22 protein-coding genes and 1 tRNA gene are annotated in these 21,475 nt (G+C 61.4%); 13 read left to right on the top strand and 10 right to left on the bottom strand.

The features are described from left to right. The first annotated feature begins 25 nt into the window (after window positions 1-25). Together murI and sds are read left to right on the top strand one after the other, a co-directional pair. On the top strand, window positions 26-850 hold the full coding sequence (gene murI / locus KBY49_RS03610) for a glutamate racemase (RefSeq protein WP_254933384.1): 825 nt from the start codon (window positions 26-28) through the stop codon (window positions 848-850). Window positions 851-873: 23 nt separating this feature from the next. Next, window positions 874-1,845 carry a solanesyl diphosphate synthase gene (gene sds / locus KBY49_RS03605; protein WP_254933383.1) on the top strand — a complete coding sequence of 324 codons (972 nt, stop codon included), beginning with the start codon at window positions 874-876 and terminating at the stop codon, window positions 1,843-1,845. 22 nt (window positions 1,846-1,867) lie between these two features. On the opposite strand, the gene KBY49_RS03600 is transcribed toward sds, so the two are convergent. Then, window positions 1,868-2,533: an HAD family phosphatase gene (locus KBY49_RS03600; RefSeq protein ID WP_254933382.1), complete on the bottom strand. Its 666-nt coding sequence runs from the start codon at window positions 2,531-2,533 to the stop codon at window positions 1,868-1,870. Between the two features lie 94 nt (window positions 2,534-2,627). On the opposite strand from KBY49_RS03600, the gene acs reads away from it, so the two are divergent. After that, window positions 2,628-4,607 (top strand): acetate--CoA ligase, encoded by a 1,980-nt coding sequence (gene acs, locus KBY49_RS03595; protein ID WP_254933381.1) that lies wholly within the window; start codon window positions 2,628-2,630, stop codon window positions 4,605-4,607. Here acs and KBY49_RS03590 read toward each other — a convergent pair. After that, complete coding sequence (locus tag KBY49_RS03590; RefSeq protein WP_254933380.1) at window positions 4,604-5,332, bottom strand: DUF1350 family protein; 729 nt, start codon at window positions 5,330-5,332, stop codon at window positions 4,604-4,606. The two genes, acs and KBY49_RS03590, sit on opposite strands and share 4 nt — an antisense overlap. Window positions 5,333-5,337: 5 nt before the next feature. After that, window positions 5,338-5,796 carry a peroxiredoxin gene (locus tag KBY49_RS03585; protein ID WP_254933379.1) on the bottom strand — a complete coding sequence of 153 codons (459 nt, stop codon included), beginning with the start codon at window positions 5,794-5,796 and terminating at the stop codon, window positions 5,338-5,340. 114 nt (window positions 5,797-5,910) lie between these two features. On the opposite strand from KBY49_RS03585, the gene KBY49_RS03580 reads away from it, so the two are divergent. After that, on the top strand, window positions 5,911-6,738 hold the full coding sequence (locus KBY49_RS03580; RefSeq protein WP_254933378.1) for a 3'-5' exonuclease: 828 nt from the start codon (window positions 5,911-5,913) through the stop codon (window positions 6,736-6,738). A 92-nt stretch (window positions 6,739-6,830) separates the two neighbouring features. Here KBY49_RS03580 and KBY49_RS03575 read toward each other — a convergent pair. From KBY49_RS03575 to KBY49_RS03550, 6 genes are all read right to left on the bottom strand, one after another. Beyond that, window positions 6,831-6,904 (bottom strand) — tRNA-Pro (locus KBY49_RS03575). Window positions 6,905-6,916: 12 nt separating this feature from the next. Further along, window positions 6,917-7,246: a hypothetical protein gene (locus KBY49_RS03570; RefSeq protein ID WP_254933377.1), complete on the bottom strand. Its 330-nt coding sequence runs from the start codon at window positions 7,244-7,246 to the stop codon at window positions 6,917-6,919. Continuing rightward, the gene (locus KBY49_RS03565; RefSeq protein WP_254933376.1) at window positions 7,243-7,410 is read right to left on the bottom strand and encodes a hypothetical protein; all 168 of its coding nucleotides are present in this window, start codon (window positions 7,408-7,410) and stop codon (window positions 7,243-7,245) included. Before KBY49_RS03565 ends, KBY49_RS03570 begins: the two co-directional genes overlap by 4 nt. Beyond that, complete coding sequence (locus tag KBY49_RS03560) at window positions 7,410-7,703, bottom strand: hypothetical protein (RefSeq protein ID WP_254933375.1); 294 nt, start codon at window positions 7,701-7,703, stop codon at window positions 7,410-7,412. Before KBY49_RS03560 ends, KBY49_RS03565 begins: the two co-directional genes overlap by 1 nt. Before the next feature lie 15 nt (window positions 7,704-7,718). After that, window positions 7,719-8,396, bottom strand: coding sequence for a peptide-methionine (S)-S-oxide reductase MsrA (gene msrA / locus KBY49_RS03555; protein WP_254933374.1), 678 nt, complete (start codon window positions 8,394-8,396; stop codon window positions 7,719-7,721). A 57-nt stretch (window positions 8,397-8,453) separates the two neighbouring features. Continuing rightward, window positions 8,454-10,220, bottom strand: coding sequence for an ABC transporter ATP-binding protein (locus tag KBY49_RS03550; protein ID WP_254934005.1), 1,767 nt, complete (start codon window positions 10,218-10,220; stop codon window positions 8,454-8,456). Window positions 10,221-10,272: 52 nt separating this feature from the next. Between KBY49_RS03550 and KBY49_RS03545 the strand changes: the two genes are divergently transcribed. The 9 genes from KBY49_RS03545 to KBY49_RS03505 all read left to right on the top strand — a co-directional run bounded on the left by KBY49_RS03545 (window position 10,273) and on the right by KBY49_RS03505 (window position 20,989). Next, on the top strand, window positions 10,273-10,590 hold the full coding sequence (locus KBY49_RS03545; protein ID WP_254933373.1) for a DUF3288 family protein: 318 nt from the start codon (window positions 10,273-10,275) through the stop codon (window positions 10,588-10,590). A 153-nt stretch (window positions 10,591-10,743) separates the two neighbouring features. Continuing rightward, a complete protein-coding gene (trpD, locus tag KBY49_RS03540; RefSeq protein WP_254933372.1) occupies window positions 10,744-11,787 on the top strand; it encodes an anthranilate phosphoribosyltransferase in 1,044 nt (347 codons plus the stop codon). Next, window positions 11,784-12,953 carry a glutamine-hydrolyzing carbamoyl-phosphate synthase small subunit gene (gene carA, locus KBY49_RS03535; protein WP_254933371.1) on the top strand — a complete coding sequence of 390 codons (1,170 nt, stop codon included), beginning with the start codon at window positions 11,784-11,786 and terminating at the stop codon, window positions 12,951-12,953. Before trpD ends, carA begins: the two co-directional genes overlap by 4 nt. Before the next feature lie 23 nt (window positions 12,954-12,976). Further along, a complete protein-coding gene (locus KBY49_RS03530; protein ID WP_396099306.1) occupies window positions 12,977-13,384 on the top strand; it encodes an STAS domain-containing protein in 408 nt (135 codons plus the stop codon). Window positions 13,385-13,418: 34 nt separating this feature from the next. After that, on the top strand, window positions 13,419-13,802 hold the full coding sequence (locus tag KBY49_RS03525; RefSeq protein WP_254933370.1) for a ribonuclease III domain-containing protein: 384 nt from the start codon (window positions 13,419-13,421) through the stop codon (window positions 13,800-13,802). Between the two features lie 18 nt (window positions 13,803-13,820). Next, window positions 13,821-15,539 carry a 23S rRNA (guanosine(2251)-2'-O)-methyltransferase RlmB gene (gene rlmB / locus KBY49_RS03520; RefSeq protein ID WP_254933369.1) on the top strand — a complete coding sequence of 573 codons (1,719 nt, stop codon included), beginning with the start codon at window positions 13,821-13,823 and terminating at the stop codon, window positions 15,537-15,539. A gap of 73 nt (window positions 15,540-15,612) precedes the next feature. After that, complete coding sequence (locus KBY49_RS03515) at window positions 15,613-15,852, top strand: DUF1816 domain-containing protein (protein WP_254933368.1); 240 nt, start codon at window positions 15,613-15,615, stop codon at window positions 15,850-15,852. A gap of 30 nt (window positions 15,853-15,882) precedes the next feature. Continuing rightward, complete coding sequence (gatA, locus tag KBY49_RS03510) at window positions 15,883-17,343, top strand: Asp-tRNA(Asn)/Glu-tRNA(Gln) amidotransferase subunit GatA (RefSeq protein WP_254933367.1); 1,461 nt, start codon at window positions 15,883-15,885, stop codon at window positions 17,341-17,343. 115 nt (window positions 17,344-17,458) lie between these two features. Then, on the top strand, window positions 17,459-20,989 hold the full coding sequence (locus tag KBY49_RS03505; protein ID WP_254933366.1) for a DNA polymerase III subunit alpha: 3,531 nt from the start codon (window positions 17,459-17,461) through the stop codon (window positions 20,987-20,989). Here the strand turns inward: KBY49_RS03505 and KBY49_RS03500 are convergent. After that, complete coding sequence (locus KBY49_RS03500; protein WP_254933365.1) at window positions 20,986-21,459, bottom strand: PAM68 family protein; 474 nt, start codon at window positions 21,457-21,459, stop codon at window positions 20,986-20,988. The genes KBY49_RS03505 and KBY49_RS03500 overlap by 4 nt on opposite strands. Between the last annotated feature and the right edge of the window lie 16 nt (window positions 21,460-21,475).

The following is a 21,475-nucleotide window of genomic DNA, read 5'->3' as shown; positions in this document are numbered from 1 at the left end:
CACCGGCCCTAGGGCCCAGTCGGCGATGAGCATCCTGGTGGGTTTGTTTGACAGCGGTCTGGGGGGCCTGACCGTGCTGCGCCAGATCCATGCCACCTATCCCCATAGCCGTTGCCTCTTTTTGGGCGATACGGCCCGGGTGCCCTATGGCCAGCGCAGTGTGGAAGAGATCCGCACGATTGCGGCAGAGGTGGTGCATTGGCTCAAGGGCCAGGGGGTGGGGGTTTTGGTGATGGCTTGCAACACCTCCAATGCCCTAGCCCTTGATGTGGCGGTGGCTGAGGCTGGGGTGCCGGTGGTGGGCCTGATCGACAGCGTTGCCGCCCAGCTCCAAAGTGATCGCGTTGGTGTTTTGGCAACTCCGGCCACCGCCGCCAGCGGCGCCTATCGACGCACCATCCAGGCCAGCCGCCCCCTAGCCAAGGTTGTGGAGGTGGGCTGCCCCGCTTTTGTGCCCCACATCGAGGCGGGTGACCTCGATGCCCCGGCCCTGAGGGCTGCGGCCACCCAGGCGGTGGCACCCCTGCTGGAGGCAAATGTGGACACCGTGGTTCTCGGTTGTACCCACTACCCGATGCTGCGGCCCCTGCTCAAGGAGCTTTTGCCGGAGGGGGTTAACTTGGTTGACCCGGCTGAGGCGGCGGTGCAGCGGCTTGGCCCCCTTTTGGCCAGCCTGGGGGACTCCCCCGAGGCAGATTTGGGCGGGGATGCCGTTATCCCTACCGATGCGCGCTCGCGACTCTGTGTGACAGGCTGCGCCCTCGACTTTGCCGCCGCTGCGACGCCCTGGCTGGGGCATTGTCCCAGTGTTCAGCAGGTTGATCTGCGGTCGACCGAGCGAGCCTTCTAGGATCACTGGACAGCGGAGGTGTTGTGGCAACGGTTGCTGAGCTGCTACAGCCCGTAGAGGCTGATTTGGATGCCCTGCTGGCCGACTTGCGCAGCCTGATAGGTGCTGGCCATCCAATTCTCCAGGCTGCTGCTGAGCACCTTTTTGCCGCCGGCGGCAAGCGTTTAAGGCCCGGCATTGTGCTGTTGATTTCCAGGGCCATCTCTTCTGACGGGGAATTGGGTTCCCGCCATCGGCGCCTGGCGGAAATCACGGAGATGATCCACACCGCTTCCCTTGTCCACGACGACGTGGTCGACGAAGCTGCCACCCGCCGTGGTGTCGATACGGTTCACAGCCGCTTCAACCACAGGGTCGCCGTACTTGCCGGTGATTTTCTGTTTGCCCAGGCCAGCTGGCACCTGGCAAATCTCGATGACCTCGCGGTGGTCAAATTGCTTTCTCGGGTGATCATGGATTTGGCGGATGGGGAGGTGCGCCAGGGCCTTTTCCGCTACGACACCGGCCAGACCTTCGAGACCTACCTCGAGAAGAGCTACTGCAAAACCGCCTCCTTGATGGCCAACAGTGCCAAGGCAGCCGGGGTGCTTGGGGGGCTGCCCTCCAACCAGCTCGACGATCTCTACCGCTTTGGTCGCCAGCTCGGCCTAGCCTTCCAGGTGGTCGATGACATTCTCGATTTCACCGGCAGCGACCAGCAGTTGGGCAAGCCTGCCGCCAGTGATCTGGCCTCCGGCTATCTCACCGCCCCAGTGCTTTATGCACTTGAGGAGCGCCCAGCCCTTGCTGGCCTAATTGAGCGGGAATTCAGTGAAGAGGGTGACCTGGAGCATGCCCTTGAGATGGTCCGAAGCTGCGAGGCAATACCCCGCTCCAACGCCTTGGCTGAGGGCTTTGCCCATGATGCCGGCAATGCCATCGACTGGCTCGATCCTTCCGAATCCCGCAGTGCCCTGCTCTGCCTGCCGGAGTTTGTTTTGAGTCGTCTCTACTGAGCCCCCACCCCTGAGGAGCCCACTAGGACAGTTCAACTTCGCCCAGGTGGTTAAGCAGATGGATCCCAGGTGGATAGGCGGCAGCAAGTTCAGCAGAATCCATTTGGGCAGGCGGCACCACAAAAACCCTGCAGCCTGCAGCCATGGCGCTATGGGCGCCAGCCGGTGAATCCTCGAAGGCCCAGCAGGCCCCTGGATCGACGCCCAGGCGTCTAGCTGCGAGCAAAAAAACGTCAGGGGCTGGCTTGCCAGCCCCCAATTCGGGATCGTCGCCGTGCACCCTGGTGCGAATTTGCTCCAGCCAGGGATGGGGGGCGGCCTTAAGTGCAACGGCCTGCCTTGAGCTGCTGGTGGCCAGGGCGATTGGTATCCCCAGAGCGCCACAGGTATCAACTAACTGCTTTGCTCCCCGGGTTGGTTGGGCATGGATCAGCAGCGCTTCGGCCACCGGTTGACGCACCGCTAACAGTTGATCCGAGCCTGGATCTTCCCCACCATTTTCCAGAATCCAAGTGCGAACTGTTTTTGTGCAATCCAGTCTGCGCCTGCCCCGCAGGGCCATCAGTTGGGCAGAACTTAGTGGGCAGCCAAAGTGCTGGGCTGCCATTTGCCAGGCTTGGGCATGCAGGGGCTCGGTATCGAGCAACAGCCCGTCCAGGTCAAAGAGGCAGGCTGCGGGGTGGGCCATTGACCCATCCTGCAAGAAGGCCGCAACTCTTTGGGGAGGCTCTTAATTGATGCTTGGATGGACTTATCCCTAAATATTGATCAACAGCGCTGCCATGAGTGATGCCGCTTCGAGTTCCACGATCGAATCGGTTTTGCAGGAGCAGCGACTTTTTGCCCCACCCGAGTCCTTGGCCGCCGGTGCCCGCATCGGCTCAATCGAGACCTACCGCGCCATGGTGGCCCAGGCCGAGGCCGATCCAGATCGCTTCTGGGGAGATCTGGCCCGCCAGGAACTCCATTGGTTCGAGCCATTCCATACCGTGCTCGATTGGAGCAATCCCCCCTTTGCCCGCTGGTTTGAGGGCGGCAGCACCAACCTTTCCTTTAATTGCCTAGATCGGCATCTGGCCGGTCCGCGGGCTGACAAGACCGCCCTGATCTGGGAGGGGGAGCCCGGCGATGGGCGCAGCTTTAGCTACCGGGAACTTCATCGCGAGGTTTGCAAGGCAGCCAATGCCCTGAAGGCGCTGGGGGTGAGCAAGGGCGATTGTGTCGCTCTTTATATGCCAATGGTGCCTGAGGCCGCCATTGCCATGCTGGCCTGTGCCCGCATTGGTGCACCCCACTCGGTTGTGTTCGGCGGCTTCTCCGCCGAGGCCCTGCGCGATCGGCTGGTTGATGGCCAGGTGAAGGCGGTGGTAACAGCAGATGGCGGCTTCCGCAAGGACAAGGCCGTGGCCCTGAAGCCCGCTGTGGATGAGGCCCTGGCTAACGGCGCCGTGCCATCCGTTGAGGCGGTGCTTGTGGTGGCCCGCACCCAACAGGGCACCGCCATGGTCGGCGTGCGGGACCACTGGTGGCATGAGCTTGTCGACGCCCAGAGTGCCGATTGCCCCGCTGAGCCGATGGCCAGCGAGGACCGCCTGTTTGTGCTCTACACCTCTGGCTCCACCGGCAAACCCAAGGGCGTTGTCCACACCACGGCGGGCTACAACCTCTGGGTCCACCTCACCTTCCAGTGGATCTTCGATATTCGCGAGGACGACATCCACTGGTGTACGGCCGACGTGGGCTGGATCACCGGCCACAGCTACATCGTCTATGGGCCCCTCTCCAACGGGGCCACCACCGTGATGTACGAAGGGGCACCCAGGCCCAGCAAACCAGGTGCCTTTTGGGAGGTGATCGAAAAGCACCGTTGCACCATTTTTTACACAGCACCCACGGCGATTCGTGCCTTCATGAAGGGCGGTCGCGAAGTGCCAGATCAACACGACATGACTTCGTTGCGGATCCTGGGCACGGTGGGTGAACCGATCAACCCTGAGGCCTGGATTTGGTATCGAGATGTGGTCGGTGGTAAGCGCTGCCCGGTCGTCGATACCTGGTGGCAGACCGAAACCGGTGGCGTGATGATCAGTCCCCTGCCGGGGGCTACGGCCACTAAGCCGGGCTCCGCCACCCTGCCCTTGCCCGGTATTGCCGCCGACATCGTCGACCACGAGGGCAATTCCCAGGGCCCGGATCAGGGTGGTTACCTAGCCATTCGCAGGCCCTGGCCGGGAATGATGCGGACAGTGCACGGTGATCCCGAGCGCTTTCGCAAGAGCTATTGGGAGGAGATTCGCCCGGCCGACGGCTCCGCCATCTATTTCGCCGGCGATGGGGCCCGCCGCGATCGGGACGGCTACTTCTGGGTGATGGGTCGGGTGGACGACGTAATCAATGTCTCCGGCCATCGCCTGGGCACGATGGAGATTGAATCGGCCCTGGTAAGCCACCCGGTCGTTGCCGAGGCGGCCGTGGTGGGTTGTCCCGATGAGCTGAAGGGGGAGGGCATCGTGGCCTTTGTCACCCTGGAATCGGGGCGAACTGGTGATGACGCTTTGATTGCAGAGCTGCGCACCCACGTGGGCCAGGAAATCGGCCCGATCGCCAGGCCCGACCGGATTCAGTTCACCGAGGCCTTGCCCAAAACCCGCAGCGGCAAGATCATGCGCCGTTTACTCCGCTCCCTCGCCGCAGGGGAGGAGATAAAGGGGGACACCTCGACCCTGGAGGATCGTTCCGTGCTCGACGCCCTGCGGGTTTAGGAAGACCAGCCCCTAATCAACTGACAGAGCTCGTTTATTACCGCTTGCCTCTTGGGATCATCCGCCCAGCTACCAAGCAGGTTTTGGCGCAGCCCCGCACTTGCGGGCGTGAGGTGATCGCCAGCAAGTGTTTTGAGCGTCGATTGATCGTTGGGGCGGGATTGCAGCACCTCCAGGAGCCCCATGCTCTGGTCGATCGAATCCTTAGAAAAACGCACCAGCAGGTTGCGGGCCTGGCCGTAGTGCTGGGCGACCTGCTCCAGGGTTTCAGCTGGTGATGGGCTGAATTCACTGCGGAAGCCAAATTGCTGTCCCATTTCGGCCAGCAGGGGAACGGAGCGCTCGGCTGAGAAATTGTTGAAGCTCAGGGCCGCCAGGCCGCTACAGCCCCTGCCACCGTCTGGGGCAAGCAGGTGCAACTTGCAACCCAGGCTGTGCCCCAGCCGCATCAACGGCTGTTGGGGGTCGCGGTGGTAACCCGTTGCTTTTAGCTGTCGAAATTGCCGCCAAGCCTGATTTGCTTGGGCTTGGTGGTCAAATCCCGGCACATAGCTCCAGGCCGCCAGCCGCCAGCCCTGCTCCCCCAGGGCCTCCAGCATTCGGCGATAGCTGAGTTGAGGTTTGGCGGCCAGATAGCTGCCGCCAATGAATTCAATGGTGCCCATGGCCGAGCCAAGGGAGGGCTCGAGCAACCAGATATCCCCCTGTTGGCGCCAACGGCCCATGCTTTTTAGTTGGACAACAGCTTTTGCAGGGCCGCCTTGGCCTCATTGCGGTGGGCCGGACCATCCAGCAGGTTGTTGAAAATATGGCGCACCACGCCATTGGCATCGATCACATAGGTGACTCGACCGGGCAGCAGCCCGAGCACGTTTGGCACGCCAAAGGCCTTCCTCAGGCGCTGGCCTGCATCGACCAGCAGGGGATAGGGCAGCTGGTGGCGGTTGGCAAAACGCTGGTGGCTGGCTTGGTCATCGCCGCTTACGCCCCAGACCTCGGCTCCCATGGCCCGTAGATCTGCGTAGCTGTCCCGGAAGGCGCAGGCCTCCATCGTGCAGCCGGGGGTGTCGTCCTTCGGATAGAAAAACAACACCAGGGCCTTGCCGTCTAATTGGTCACTGCGGTGCTCCTCGCCGTTTTGATCGCGCAGGGCAATGGGGGGGGCAGTATCACCGACGCTTAGGGCCATGGGCTGCAGCTGTTTGCTTCTTAGAACTTGATGGGGGCAAACCTAGGCACTTTCGATGCTGGCGATGGGGCTTGCCCCGCCTGGGAAGATGGGATTGAGCTTCTGGTTACTGGGATGGGGGAGCAACCCAGTTTTTGGGAACAAAACGATCTGCAGGCGCTACTTGTTGAGGCACCGATGCCTGCTGTGCCGGAGCAAACCCCCTTGCCCGTGCAAACTCCCTTGCCCGTGCAAACCCCCGTGCCCGAACTGCTCCTGGTGCTGGATACCGAGACCACTGGCCTGGATCCTTCGCGGGGCAAGTGCATAGAGGTGGGTGCGGTTCTCTTCCATGTGGCCAGCAGGGCAGTGCTCAGTCAGGTGTCGTTCCTGATGCCAGCCAGCAGCAACCCCGCCGAGCATGTCAACGGCATTGCGGCTGAGGTAACCCGGCTAAGCCAGCCATGGCAGGCGGGTTTGCTTTGCTTTGAGGCCATGCTCGCCGCGGCCGATGCGGTGTTGGCCCACAACGTCGCCTTTGATCGCCAGTGGTTCGGCCAGGCCCCCTTGCCCCATATCGACAAGCCCTGGATCTGCTCCATGGAGGACATCAAGTGGCCAGCTGACCGTCACCTGCGTCCTACGCCCTCGGTGCGGGATTTGGCCCTGGCCTATGGGGTTCCTGTCTGGGCCGCCCATCGAGCCCTTACCGACTGCATCTACTTGGTGCAGGTATTTGAGCGCTGTCCCCAGCTGGAGGAGTTGCTGGCTGCCGCCCTCGAGCCCCGCCAATTGTTTTGCGCCCAACTGAGCTATGGCGAGCGCCATCGCGCCAAGGAGGCTGGTTTTCGCTGGAATGATCCGGTGCCGAAGGCCTGGAGCCGTCGCCTCAGCGCGCGGGAGGCTGGGGCCTTGCCATTTCCTGTGCATGCAGTCGACAGCGCAAATTCAGCCGCCGCCTAGGCGGACCAGTCCGCTTCCTTGGCCAGGGGAGGGGTTAGGCACAAAAAAACCGGCATGGGAAGCCGGTCTGGTGGGATTTAAAACCGGTTGAATCGGAGCGACAGGATTTGAACCTGCGACCCCCACTACCCCAAAGTGGTGCGCTACCAAGCTGCGCTACGCCCCGGCAAGAAGGAAGCTACCACAGCGCTTTACGACGTTTCAGCCGCCGCAGGAGCCGGGCACTCAACCTATCTCGACTGAGACTGGCGTAGCCAGGAAGGCGGCAGCTCTTGGCCAGCTGGCGCAGCTGGGCGAAGTCCATGGAGGCCAGCTTCAACTCCGGCAATCTTCGCCAGGCAGCCGCAGCTGGAGGCAGATTTGCCTGGCCCCGACTCCGCAGCCAGCCCAGCATGGCGCCATCGGCCATCCACTCAGGCACCAGCACAAACAAAACGGCCAGCAGGCCGTAGAGCTCCACCAGACCCTTCGGCAGTGGGTGGAGTTGGCGCTTCGACTTACTACTCACAACAATTGCCCCGAGGTTCCAGATTGCCTTGTGGGCTGCTCACGCCATTGCATGGGCGGATCGGTAGCGGGATTTAGCCGCACAAACCAAAACACCAGGGCAAAGCAGATGCCCAGGGTGGCGAGGATGCCCACAATCGCCACGCGGTCGGGTAAAGGATTCATCAAACCTCCTGGCTGCGCATGCAGTCGAAACGGTTGTTTCGCTCCTCCATGGTGAGCACATCACCCCTGAGGATCAGGCGCATTTGGTCATCGCCGAAGCGCAGGCCAGGGAGATCCGATTGCTCACGGAACAGGGTGGTGCGGAAGCGACCACTCAGGACAGAGGCCTGAACATCATTGCGCTCGATTACCAGGCTCAGCTGGTTTGGGCACAAAAAGATTTCGCTCTTGCCGTAGTCCTCCCACCAGGGAGAGCCCATGGCAATCGTGGAAATGGCAGCTAGGGCAAACATCAAGGCCTCTGCCGCCTAGGCCACGGCCAATCGGATTTGGCTGTTGTCTCCCCTCAGCACGCAGTGGGAAACGGCCCAGTCGTAGTGCTCCCAGACCCTTGGATCAAGCTTGAAGTTGGCACCCTCGAATTGGCTGAGCCTCTGGCCCGTGGGTTGGGCGGAGCAGTAGGGACGACTACCCGGCTTGGCCAGATATTGCTGGTGGTAGGTCTCGGCGTAATACAGGTGTTGATCGGCTTTCACTTCGGTGGTGATGCTGCCTAGGCCTGCCTGGTCGAGCAGGGATTGATAGGCCTGCCTACTGGCCTCAACCAGCGCCATCAGCTCCGGGCTGTTTACGTAGATCACGGATCTGTACTGGCTACCCCGGTCGTTTCCCTGGCGATCCCCCTGGGTGGGATCGTGGCATTCCCAAAACAGCTTGAGCAGGTCACTGAAGTCGACCTGGTTGGTGTCCCAAACCACCCTCACCACCTCGCTGTGGCCGGTCTGTCCCGAGCACACCTGCCCGTAGTCCGGGTTCTCGAGATGGCCTCCGGCATAGCCCACGGCGGTGCTGAATACCCCTGGCAGCCGCCAAAAACCCTTTTCCGCTCCCCAAAAGCAGCCACAGCCAAAAACCGCTTCCCCTTGGCCTGGGCCCGGGGGCGTATTGATTGGCGTACCCAGCACGGCATGCAAGGGAGAGCTCATGGTGGCCAATAAGCCCCTATTTGGGCAAATCAAGTGAGGGCCTGAGCCTAGGCAGGCCTAGCTGGCGGCGCGCAATTGTTCGCTGGCCTGTTCCCGCTCCCAGAGGCGCCGGTAGGTGCCGACCTGATCCACCAGTTCGCTGTGGTGACCCTGCTGCACAAGTCGTCCCCCGTCGAGCACCAGGATTCGATCACAGGCGGCGGCGGCCGTGAGTTGGTGGCTGATCATCAACACCGTGCGTGACTGCAACTGCCTTCCCTTTTCAGCCCGAATGGTGCGCAGAATTGCTGCGGCTGTGTTGTTATCAACGCTTGCCAGGGCGTCGTCTAGTACCAGTAGGGGTGCATCCACCAGCAGGGCCCGGCCAAGGGAGGTGCGCTGGCGTTGGCCACCGCTGAGGGTGATTCCCCGCTCGCCCACCAGGGTTTGGTAGCCATCGGGAAAGCTCTTGATATCCCCCTCTAACCGGGCCTGCTGAGCCGCACTCTCCACCGAGCTGTCGGGGGCATTTGGGTCGCCGTAACGGAGGTTGTCGGCGAGGGTTGCCGTGAACAGGAAACCCTCCTGGGGCACCAGGGCCACCCGGCGGCGCAGTTCCGAAAGGGCCAGGTGGGTGACATCACATCCGTCGAGCCAAAGGCAACCTGGCGCCACCTCCACCATGCGGCCGAGGGCCCGGGCCAGGGTGGTCTTGCCGCAGCCCACCGGTCCCACCACGGCCACCAGCTCCCCTGGCCGCAAATCAAAGCTCACATCCAGCAAAGCCGGCCTGCTGCTTCCTGGGTAGGTAACGGTCAGGCCCCGGGCCTGAATGGCTCCATGCCCCAATTCGGCAACTTCTATTGGTTGGGGCGGCGAGACGATCTGCGGTTGGCGGTCCAGCAGTTCTTCGATTCGCTCCAGGCTCACCTGCCCTGTTTGGAAGGTGTTCAAGGTGAAGCCAAGCAGGGCCGTGGGGAAGACCAACCGCTCCACAAACAGGATCAGGGCGACGATGTCGCCGATCGACAACCTGCCCGATTCGAGTTGGCCACTGCCCAGGGCCAGCAGCAACAGCAGACTTACGGAAGAGATTCCCTCCAGTAGGGGAAAGAGGGTGCTGCGGGTGCGGGCCAGGTTTAGGGCCGCATCCCGATAGCTGCGATTGCGGGAGGCAAAGGCCGATTGTTCGGTGGCCTCCTGGCCATAGATCTTGATCGCACTGATGCCGGAGAGGTCTTCCTGGATCAGATCACTCATGGAGGCCAGGGCTTCCTGCTGGCGCCTCTGTTGGCCCATCATCCGGCCGCCGAAGAGGCGAACCACCAGCAACATCAGGGGGTAGAGCCCAACGGCCGCCAGGCTTAACCAGGGGTCGATGGCCAGCATGGCTGGCAAGGTCAGGGCGTAGGCCAGGGCAGTGTTTGTGAGGCTCAGAACGGCAAAGCCCAGCAGCCGTCGCACGTTTTCCACGTCGCTGGTGGCTCGACTGATCACCTCACCACTGCCGGTGGTTTGAACCCAGCCGGGTTCCTGCTTGAGGAGGTGATCGAAAATTTGCTGCTTGAGATCGGCCTCCACCTGGCGGCCCACCCCAAACACCAGCATTCGTGACCAAAGCCGAAATCCACCCATCAAGGTGGCCAGGGCCACGATCAATAGGGCCTGGTGCAGCAGGGTTTGCAGGCTGAAGCCGCTGTTCAGCTCATTAATTACCTGCCTCACCAGCAGGGGGATCGAAACGCTGAGCACGTTGACGATCACTAGGGCCAGGGCCCCCAGCAGCACCGTTTTTTTGTGGGGGCGCAAATAGCGCCGGATCAGATCAACCCGATAGGCCCCCACGCTGGAGTTCGTCACACTGGGGCCAACCTAGGGATCCGAATCCCCTGCAGCGATGCCTGAGCAAAGCCACCCCCTATACGCAAAGGACCGCGATCTGGTGGATCGTTTGCTGGCGGTCGAGTCTCCGGCCGATGAGCATCTGGTGGATGCGGCCAGGTTGCTAATGCGCTACGAGGGCTTCCCAGGCGCCAGAGACCTCCAGGAGGACCTGGCAAAAACCCTGCGGCTTTGGGGGCTCAATCGGGAGTCGTTGCACAGCCAAACCAGGGCCATCTGGGCCGCTGGATTCCGGCCCCATGCGATGGGCCTCACCGCGCCTGCGGAGGCGGTGGGATCGGGTTTTGACACCTCTGATCAGGAGGGTTCCTAGGGAAATTTTTCAAAAAAGCGTCCCCAGACATCGCCAAATTTGCCCTCTTCGGGTAATAGTGGAGTTGTCCCCATCACCCGGCCCGGCGTGCTCTGCACCCGGGCTTTTTTCTGGCAAATTTTAGGTAACCCCTAGGCAACCTCCTCATTGGCTATGGCAACCACCCCGGCTTGGTCCCCTCTGCTCAATCAATTATTAGAAGGTGATGACCTAGACACCGCCGAGGCCACAGCCCTGATGCAGGGCTGGCTTGATCAGCAGATTGAGCCGATTTTGACCGGAGCCCTGCTGGCTGCCTTGCGCGCAAAGGGGGCGACCGGTGCGGAGTTGGCCGCCATGGCCCAGGTGCTGCGCCAGGCCTGCCCCATCCCCGCTGGCCGCCCCCCCATGGCCCTGGTGGATACCTGCGGCACGGGCGGCGATGGTGCCGACAGCTTCAATATTTCGACTGCAGTGGCCTTTGTGGCGGCGGCCTGCGGAGCCGCAGTGGCAAAGGCGGGAAATCGCAGTGCCAGCGGCAGGGTTGGCTCGGCCGACGTGCTCGAGGCCCTGGGCATCAACCTGCAGGCCCCCCAGGCAGATGTGGTTGCGGCCCTGCCAGATGTGGGCGTCACCTTCCTATTTGCCCCCGGGTGGCATCAAGCCCTGGTGGGGTTGGCATCCCTGCGCAGGACCCTGGGGATCCGTACGGTTTTCAACCTGGTGGGGCCCTTGGTGAATCCGCTTCGGCCCGAACGGCAGGTGCTGGGGGTGGCCCGGGCCGACCTGCTGGATCCGATGGCAGAAGCCCTTGCCCTGCTGGGTCTGGAACGGGCCGTGGTGGTTTTCGGTGATGGCGGACTCGATGAGGCCTCCCTCTCGGGTATCAACCAACTGCGCCTTGTGGAGGGGGGGCAGGTGCGCTCAGAGCAGCTGGATCCCCAGGCCCTGGGTCTGGCCAGGGCCCCCATTAGCGCCCTGGCTGGCGGTGATCTGGCTGAAAATTCGGCGATCCTGACGGCCGTATTGATGGGCAATGGCAGCCAGGCCCAGACCGACGTAGTAGCCATCAACGCCGCGCTGGTTCTCTGGGCGGCTGGTTTGGCAGACAGCGTGGCGGCAGCACTTCCTATCGCCCAGCAGGCCCTCAAGAACGGTGCGGGCTGGCAAAAGCTGCTGGCCCTGCGCCAGGCCCTGCCCGCTGCCTCTGCGGGATGATTGGTGATCTGCGTCCCATCCCAGCACCAGTGAGTGAGCCCCCAGCTACGGCCCTGTTGGTGTTGGCCGACGGCACCGTGTTGCGCGGTGAGGCGTTTGGTGCCACCGGTACGGCCATCGGTGAAGTGGTTTTCAACACCGGCATGACCGGTTACCAGGAGGTGATGACTGACCCCAGCTATTCGGGGCAGCTGGTCACCTTCACCTATCCGGAGCTAGGCAACACAGGGGTCAATTCCGTTGACCAGGAGGCGGACAGGCCCCATGTGCGGGGGGTAATTGCCAGGCAAATTTCGCCAAGCGTCAGTAACTGGCGTGCTGAGGGTGACCTGCCCCAGTGGCTGACTAGCCATGGAGTTGTGGGTATCCATGGCGTTGACACCCGGGCCCTGGTTAGGCACCTGCGTGATGGCGGGGCCATAAATGGTGCCATCAGTAGTGATGGCACCCCTGCTGCCACCCTGCTGGAGAGGGTGCGTTCAGCGCCTTCAATGGCCGGACTCAACCTGGCGGAGCAGGTCAGCACTGGCCAGCCCTATCACTGGACAAAGCCCTGTGCGGCCGCCTTTGATGCCCGCCACCAAAGCCAGCCAGCCACGCCCTACAAGGTGGTGGCCATTGATTTCGGCATCAAGCGGGCCATCCTCGAGCGGCTCGTGGCCCATGGCTGTGAAGTCACTGTTTTGCCTGCCGCCAGCAGCTTGGAGCAGGTTCTGGCCTGCGGGCCCGAGGGGGTATTCCTCTCAAATGGGCCCGGGGATCCAGCTGCCGTCCATGGAGGCATTGCCCTGGCGAAGGGTTTGCTGCTTCAGCCCAACCTCCCCGTTTTTGGCATCTGCCTGGGCCACCAAATCCTGGGATTGGCCCTGGGCGGAACCACCTTCAAGCTCGGCTACGGCCATCGCGGCTTGAACCACCCCTGCGGTAGCCCGGGGCAGGTGGAGATTACGAGCCAAAACCATGGTTTTGCCCTGGAGCCAAGCTCCCTGGACGCTGATCGGGTCACCATCACCCACCTAAACCTCAATGACCGCACGGTGGCAGCCCTGGCGATGCGAGAGCAACCGGTATTTGGGGTCCAGTACCACCCGGAGGCCAGCCCTGGCCCCCACGACGCCGACCACCATTTCAGTCGTTTTGTCGACCTGATGGCCCAGCGTCGGTAGGAGTGGGGCCTGCAGCTTCAAATTTGCTCCCTACACTTCGCCCCAGTGCAAATTTCGGAGAGGGAGCGATCAACGACCTGCAACGACTGACGGTTTCCCTCAGGGGAGGTTTCGAGCAGCAGGCCACCTGTCAGCTGTTTCGCTTTACGGGCCAGCTTGATGCCTATTCCGACAAGCAGTTTGGAGATTTTGTGGCCACCCACCGCATTGCGGCCATGCCGATGCTGCTTGATTTGAGCCATATCGATTTCATCGATTCCTCGGGCCTGGGGGCCCTGGTGCAATTGGCCAAGCAATGCAATGGCGAAAAGCAGCAGTTTGTTGTTGTGGGCAATACCCGGGTTGCCCAGACGGTGAAATTGGTCCGCCTGGAAGAGTTCCTGCATCTCCAGCCCGATCTCGACACGGCCCTTGGTCAGCTCGCCGCCTGATTCCCCAGCCGGATCCGTTTCTACGGATTGGCTTATGGGGCGTGAAGCCCTTGCTTCCCAAGGCGAGCTAGGGCCCCTTCAGCTGGCCTGGCTTGGCGATGCGGTTTGGGAATTGCACCAGCGGTTGCAGCGTTGCCGAACCCCCACAAAGGCCCAGCACGCCCATGCCGCGGTGGTGCTGGAGGTCAAGGCTTCTGCCCAGGCCCTTGTGCTGGAGCGGTTGGCTTGCTTCCTTTCCGACCCCGAGAAGGATCTGGTGCGCAGGGGGCGAAATCGGGCCGGCCGAGGTCCCCGCAATGGCGATCCAGGGGCCTACGGAGCTGCCACTGGTTTGGAGACCTTGCTGGGCTGGCTATTCCTTCATCAGCCAGCCCGGTTGGCCGAGCTGCTAGATCACTTGAAGGAGAACGATCCATAACCTCTGTCTCGATTTGCCATGAGCCCACGTTTTGATAGCCGCCCCTCCCGTTTCAGTGGCCCCAAGCCTGAATGGAGTCGCGGCAAGGATGGGGGCTCGCGAGATGGGGCCCCCCGGCGGGCCGAAAGTCGATCTGAGGGCAGACCGGAGGGCAGGCCCGACCGCAGGCCTGATAGGCGCCCAGACAGTCGTCCGGGTACTCGTTCAGATAGCCGTCCGGATAGTCGAGGGGGCAGCAGGGAGGAGCGCTCCTTCACCGACCGTTTCCCCAGGGGGGATCGCCCCCGCTACGAGGGCAAGGCCTACGGAGAGAGACGCTTTGACGGCAAACGTCCTGATCGCAGTGGCTCCGATCGCCCTAGTTCAGACCGTTCCAGTTACGACCGCTCCAGCAACGACCGCTCCACTGGCGACCGTGGTCGGGCTGGGGGCCGCCGATTTGAAGACAGGCCCTACGGCGACCGGCCCAATGCAGGTCGGCCAACTTCAGGTCGGACGAATGCAGCTCGGCCCAATTCAGATCGAAGCAATTCAGACAGGCCCAATCCGGCCCGACCCTTTACGCCTAGGCCCCCCGCGGGCCGCCCCGATGTGGGCCGTTACAGGGGCGCTGCCAGGCCAAGCTTCGATGGCCGTGATCGCCCAGATCGTCAGGGCCGCCCGGAGCGCCAGGGTCGCACGGAGCGCCAGGGTCGCCCAGATCGCCAGGGCCGTTTTCAGGCTCGAGAGCCCTTCCGCCCTAGGCCACTAATTATTGAGGCCGATTCCGTTCCCAGCTCCGGTGAGTCGGAGCGGCACGGACCCGAGTCCGCACCCGATCTTGTCTGGGGTAGGCATTCGGCCCTGGCGGCTCTAGAGAGTGGCCGTCCGATCCATCGCATCTGGTGTACGCCGGAGATGCGCTTTAGTCCGAAGTTTTTACAGCTCTTGCGCGAGGCCAAGTCCTCTGGCGTTCTGGTCGAGGAGGTCACCTGGGCCCGCCTAGGCCAGCTCACGGGCGGAGCGGTGCACCAGGGCATCTCCCTCCAGACTGCAGCTGCTGAAACCCTCGATCTGCGAACCCTTATGGAGGGCTGTGCTGACCTGGGCGAAGCTCCCCTGCTGATGGCCGCTGATGGTCTGACGGATCCCCATAACCTTGGCGCCATCGTGCGCAGCGCCGAGGCGCTCGGCGCCCATGGCCTGGTCCTGCCCCAGCGGCGCAGTGCCGGCCTAACCGGTTCGGTGGCCAAGGTGGCTGCCGGCGCCCTCGAACACCTTCCCGTTGCCCGGGTTGTCAATTTGAACCGTGCCCTTGATGCCCTAAAGCAAGAGGGGTACAGGGTCGTGGGATTGGCCTCAGAGGGCACTGTGAGCCTGGAGGAGGCTGACCTGGAGGGGCCCCTTGTGATCGTGACTGGTTCGGAGGGTGATGGGCTCTCGATGCTTACCCGCCGCAATTGCGACCAGTTGGTGCGAATTCCATTGCGAGGAGCCACCCCCAGTCTCAATGCCTCCGTGGCGACCGCCCTATTGCTGTACGAGGTTGCCCGCCGCGGCTGGATGAAGGGCCTTAGTGGTTCCCAGCCAGCCCCCCGCATCGTCAGGCCCCAGCTGCCTTCAAAGGCGGAGGCAGATGGCCAGGAACATAAAGATTTTTCATCCCCTAGCGATTTGCTGGCCGAGGCGAATCTCGATGAGATGGCGTATCTAGACACTTTGGAGGGCCAGAACTCCATCGAGGCGACCCAGCCCTAGATCCAGCTTTGAGCACCTGGGCGATTTTGGGTGGGTCCTCCGGGCAGAATGGATAGTTAATCGCCCTTGGTCCATGAACCCCCTACTTTGGCCCGCACGGAGCTGCGCCAATGGTTTGGGTTTGGCATGGTGGGCGCGGGTCGAAACCAAGTCCCCTGATGTCATTTACTGGTTCGGACCCTTTCTGAGCCGCAGCACCCTGGAGAGCAACCTGGTTGCTTTCCTCAGCGATCTGCGCGCTGAAGCCCCTGGCCAACTGGAATACACCGTGGTTCGTCAGCGCCGCAGCGAGCCGCTCACCGAGCCCGGCTGATAGCGTCCAGTTCACCTGGTTTGAAGCTGGATGGGGATCGCCGAATGGCGTCAGCAATTGGCTAAGGGCGAAGTCTCCGCCCGAGAGCTAACTGACCAATACCTGGCCCGCATCGAGTCGGTGGATCCCACTGTCCATGCCTTCTTGGAGGTTACGGCGGAACGGGCCCGAGCCGATGCCGATCGCATTGATGGCGCGCGCTCAGCGGGGGAGTCCCTTCCTCCCTTGGCTGGGATCCCCCTTGCCATCAAGGACAACCTCTGCACCCAGGGCATCCGCACCACCTGCTCCAGCCGGATGCTGGAGCATTTTGTTGCCCCCTATGAGTCCACTGTCACCGAGCGTCTTTGGCGCTCAGGTGCGGTTTTATTGGGGAAAACCAACCTCGATGAGTTCGCCATGGGCAGCTCCACCGAGACCTCGGCCTTTGGCCCCAGCCGCAACCCCTGGAATCCGGAAAAGGTGCCCGGGGGGAGCTCGGGCGGTAGCGCCGCAGCCGTAGCCGCCGGCGAATGTATGGGGGCCCTGGGCTCCGACACCGGGGGATCGATCCGTCAACCAGCGGCCTTCTGCGGTGTTGTGGGCCTCAAGCCCACCTATGGCCGGGTAAGCCGTTACGGGCTGGTGGCCTTCGCCAGTTCCCTCGACCAGGTGGGCCCCTTCAGCCACTCCGTAGCCGATGCGGCCGAGCTACTCCAGGTGATTGCTGGGGAAGATCCCCGTGACTCCACCTGCTTGAAGGCGCCGGTCCCCGATTACACGGCTGGCCTGGAGACGCCGGTTTCGGGCCTGAGGGTTGGGCTGGTGCGGGAATGCTTCGAAGCAGAGGGGCTAGATCCCCAGGTGAAGGCCTCCGTGCTGGCTGCCGCCGACCAGTTGCAAAGCCTGGGCTGTGAGCTGGTTGATGTCAGCTGCCCCCGTTTCAACGATGGGATTGCGACTTACTACGTGATTGCCCCGTCTGAGGCCTCCGCCAACCTGGCCAGATATGACGGGGTCAAATACGGCTACCGAACTGCCGAGGCCCAGAGTTTGGCGGAAATGACAGCCCTCAGCCGCGCCGAGGGCTTCGGAGATGAGGTTCAGCGCCGCATTTTGATTGGCACCTACGCCCTCTCAGCCGGCTATGTCGATGCCTATTACAAGAAGGCCCAACAGGTGCGCACCCTGATTCGTCGGGATTTTGATCGAGCCTTCACTGCTGTTGATGTGTTGCTCACCCCCACCTCCCCCACCACCGCCTTTGGCTTTGGCGCCCACAGCGAGGACCCCCTCGCCATGTACCTGGCAGACCTACTCACCATCCCCGCGAACATGGCTGGGCTGCCGGCCATCAGCCTGCCCTGTGGCTTTGATTCCCAGGGACTGCCCATCGGTTTGCAGCTGATCACCGGAGTGCTGGAGGAGCCGCGCCTTTTGCAGGTTGCCCACCAATACGAGCTGGCGGCCAAGGTGATGGCACAACGGCCCAAGGCTGCCCTGGTGCCCTAGCCCCAAAGCGAGCCTGACCCCACCACTGGCGTGCTTTTAGCAGATTTGCCAGCTTGCACACTGGATATTGGGTCGCCCCCTTAGCCTGGTGCCCAACCGACTTGCAGCTTGCGCCTTGGCGTTCGTCCCCCTCCACAACCACAGCGATTACAGCCTGCTGGATGGGGCCAGCCAGTTGCCGGCCATGGTCGATCGCGCGGTGGCCCTGGGCATGCCCGCCCTCGCCCTCACGGACCATGGCGTGATGTACGGCGCCATTGAGCTGCTGAAGCTCTGCACAAAGGCGGGCATCAAGCCGATCATCGGCAATGAGATGTATGTCATCAATGGCTCCATCGATGATCCCCAGCAAAAAAAAGAGCGGCGTTACCACCTGGTGGTTCTTGCTAAGAATGCCAAGGGCTACCGCAATTTGGTGAAGCTCACCAGCATCAGCCACCTGCGGGGCATGCGTGGCAGGGGCATCTTTTCGCGGGCCTGTATCGACAAGCAACTGCTTCAGCAATACAGCGAAGGGCTAATTGTGTCCACGGCCTGCCTCGGTGGTGAGATTCCCCAGGCAATCCTGAGGGGAAGGCCCGATGTGGCTAGGGAGGTGGCTAGTTGGTATCGGGATGTGTTTGGCAATGATTTCTACCTAGAAATCCAAGACCATGGCGGGCTTGAGGATCGAATTGTCAACGTGGAGATCGCCAAGATTGGGGCTGAACTTGGTATCTCCCTGGTGGCCACCAATGATGCCCACTACCTCAGTGCCAATGATGTGGAGGCCCACGACGCCCTGTTGTGTGTGCTCACGGGCAAACTGATTAGCGATGAGAAAAGGTTGCGTTATACCGGCACCGAATACATCAAGGATGGGGCCCAAATGTTGGCCCTATTTGGTGATCACCTCGAGCCAGAAGTGGTGGCAGAGGCGGTTTCAAATACGGTCAGGGTGGCTGAAAAAGTAGAGCAATACGATATCCTTGGTCGCTACCAGATGCCCCATTTCCCAATTCCGGACGGCCACACCCCGGTTAGTTACCTAGCTGAGGTTACCGAGCTAGGTCTTCGTGATCGCCTGGGTTTGGCAGCTGATCAGCCCTTTGACACTACCTATGGCGGCCGCCTGCAATTTGAATTGCAGGTGATGGAGCAGATGGGATTTCCCACCTATTTCCTTGTGGTTTGGGATTACATTCGCTTTGCCCGCGAAAGTGGCATCCCCGTGGGCCCTGGCCGGGGATCTGCTGCCGGTTCACTGGTGGCCTATGCCCTGGGCATTACCAACATCGATCCGGTGCTGAATGGTTTGTTGTTTGAGCGCTTCCTGAATCCGGAACGCAAGTCCATGCCTGATATTGATACGGATTTCTGTATCGAGCGGCGGGGTGAGGTTATCGACTATGTCACCCAGCGCTACGGCGAAAAAAAGGTGGCCCAGATTATCACCTTTAACCGGATGACATCGAAGGCGGTGCTCAAGGATGTGGCGCGGGTGTTGGATATTCCCTATGGCGACGCCGACAGGCTTGCCAAGTTGATTCCCGTTGTACGCGGTAAGCCCGCCAAACTTAAGGAGATGATTGGTGCAGAATCTCCTGCGCCTGAATTCCGTGAAAAGTATGAATCTGATCCCCAGGTAACCCGCTGGGTTGACATGGCCATGCGCATCGAGGGCACCAACAAGACCTTCGGGGTCCATGCAGCCGGTGTGGTTATTGCAGCCGAGCCCCTAGATGAACTGGTGCCCCTCCAGCGCAACAACGACGGTCAGGTGATCACCCAATACTTCATGGAAGATGTGGAGTCGATGGGCCTGTTGAAAATGGACTTTTTGGGCCTTAAAAACCTCACCATGATCGACAAAACAGTCGATTTGGTTGAGCAAAGTAGTGGTTTAAGGGTTGATCCTGATGCCCTTCCCCTAAACGATGAAGGCACCTATGCGCTTTTGGCGAGGGGTGATCTGGAGGGTATTTTCCAGTTGGAATCGAGTGGCATGCGCCAGATCGTGCGCGATCTCAAGCCCTCATCTCTCGAAGATATCTCTTCGATTTTGGCTCTCTACCGCCCTGGCCCCTTGGATGCGGGTCTGATTCCCAAATTTATCAACCGCAAGCACGGCCGCGAGCGCATTGAATTTGCCCACGCAAAGTTGGAGCCAATTCTTCAAGAGACCTACGGAATCATGGTCTACCAAGAGCAGATCATGAGGATCGCCCAGGACCTGGCTGGCTATTCCCTAGGCGAGGCGGATCTCTTGCGCCGGGCCATGGGTAAGAAGAAGAAAAGTGAGATGGAAAAACACCAGAGCCTCTTTGTTGACGGGGCTACGGCAAGGGGTGTGGATTCCCAGGTGGCAGAGTCACTTTTTGAGCAAATGGTTCTGTTCGCAGAATATTGTTTTAACAAAAGTCACTCCACTGCCTACGGTGCCGTCACCTATCAGACCGCATACCTAAAGGCCCACTATCCAGTGGCCTACATGGCCGCCCTACTCACGGTAAATGCGGGCGCCAGTGACAAGGTTCAGCGTTATATCGCAAACTGCAATGCCATGGGTATTGAGGTGTTGCCCCCGGATGTGAATGCTTCCGGCATCGACTTCACCCCGGTCGGTGATCGAATTCTCTTTGGCCTTTCTGCCGTGCGCAATTTGGGCGATGGGGCGATTCGCCAGCTGATTGAGGCCCGCCAGACGGATGGCCCCTTTGTGTGCCTGGCAGAACTTTGTGATCGCATCCCTGGCCAGCAATTAAACCGTCGGGCCCTGGAGGCCTTAATTCACTCCGGTGCCCTCGACAGCCTTGAGCCTGGTGCGAATCGTGCCCAATTGATGGCCGATTTGGATTTGGTGGTTGATTGGGCTAGTTCGCGGGCCAAGGACCGGGCGAGCGGTCAGGGCAATCTGTTTGATTTGCTGAGCTCTGGCCCCGATTCCGGCGTCCCAACCAGCGTCGTGGGCGACCTGAGCACTGCCCCCAAGGCGGCGCCGGTTCGTGATTACCCCCCCACTGAAAAGTTGCGCCTCGAGAAGGAATTGGTGGGCTTCTATCTCTCCGATCACCCGCTCAAACAGCTGGCCAAGCAGGTGAAATTGCTTTCACCGATTTCCCTGGGCAGCCTGGATGAATGTGCGGATAAGTCGAAGGTCAGCGCAGTGGTGATGGTGCCGGAGATTCGCCAGGTCACCACCCGCAAGGGCGATCGCATGGCTGTTTTACAGCTAGAAGATCTCACCGGCAGCTGCGAGGCCGTGGTGTTTCCAAAGTCCTACGCCCGTCTCGCCGACCACCTGATGGTGGATTCCAGGCTGCTGGTATGGGCCTCGGTCGACCGCCGCGATGAGCGGGTTCAGTTGATTGTCGATGACTGCCGCAGCATCGATGACCTCCAGCTGCTGATGGTGGAGCTACCAGCAGACCAGGCCGCTGACATCGCCATTCAGCACCGGCTGCGCGAATGCCTGCACCAGCACCGGCCCCCCCAGGATGAGGTGGGGTCAAGGGTCCCGGTCGTCGCCCTAGTGCGTTTTGAGGATCAGACCCGCTTTGTCAGGCTTGGCCCTCAATTTTGTGTGGGTGATGTCAACGCTGCCCTCAGCACGCTCACTTTGGCGGATTTCCAGGCCCGCATCACTTCGCCACTTGTTGCGGCCTAGCGGTCTTCTGGCTTCGGCATAGAAGCTGGATTGGGCCTTGAAGGATCTCTCATGGCCCGAATTGAGCCTCGGATTCGGCTGATGTTCACACCGATTTGTTCGCTTCCTAGAAGGGTCCCTGGCTCGGCCTCCCAGCTGGCGGAGAGCACTCCATAGCTGAGGCCAAGGACACCCAGCAAAAAACATCCCCCCGATGCCGTCAGGGTTACGCCTGTGGACAATTCAACGATTTGGCGGGTAACCAGCAGGTAACTGCCGATAAAGACCCCCATACCCATCAAGGTGGGGATGCCAGTGGCGATGGCAATGCGTCTAGCCATGCGATTCGCCACTGCATCGGGAATACCGGGCTGGCGCCTGGCCTTTGCAGGGCCAAGGGATTTGGGTGCCTTACTTGTTTTTGGTGCCGACTTACTGGCACCGGTGCCAGTAGCTCCGATGCCTTTACCTGCCATGCCTTTGCCGGCCATTGCCAGAACTCCGGGG

Source organism: Cyanobium sp. WAJ14-Wanaka, from assembly GCF_024345375.1.
Lineage (GTDB): Bacteria > Cyanobacteriota > Cyanobacteriia > PCC-6307 > Cyanobiaceae > Cyanobium_A.
This window is presented reverse-complemented; position numbering and strand designations above follow the sequence as displayed.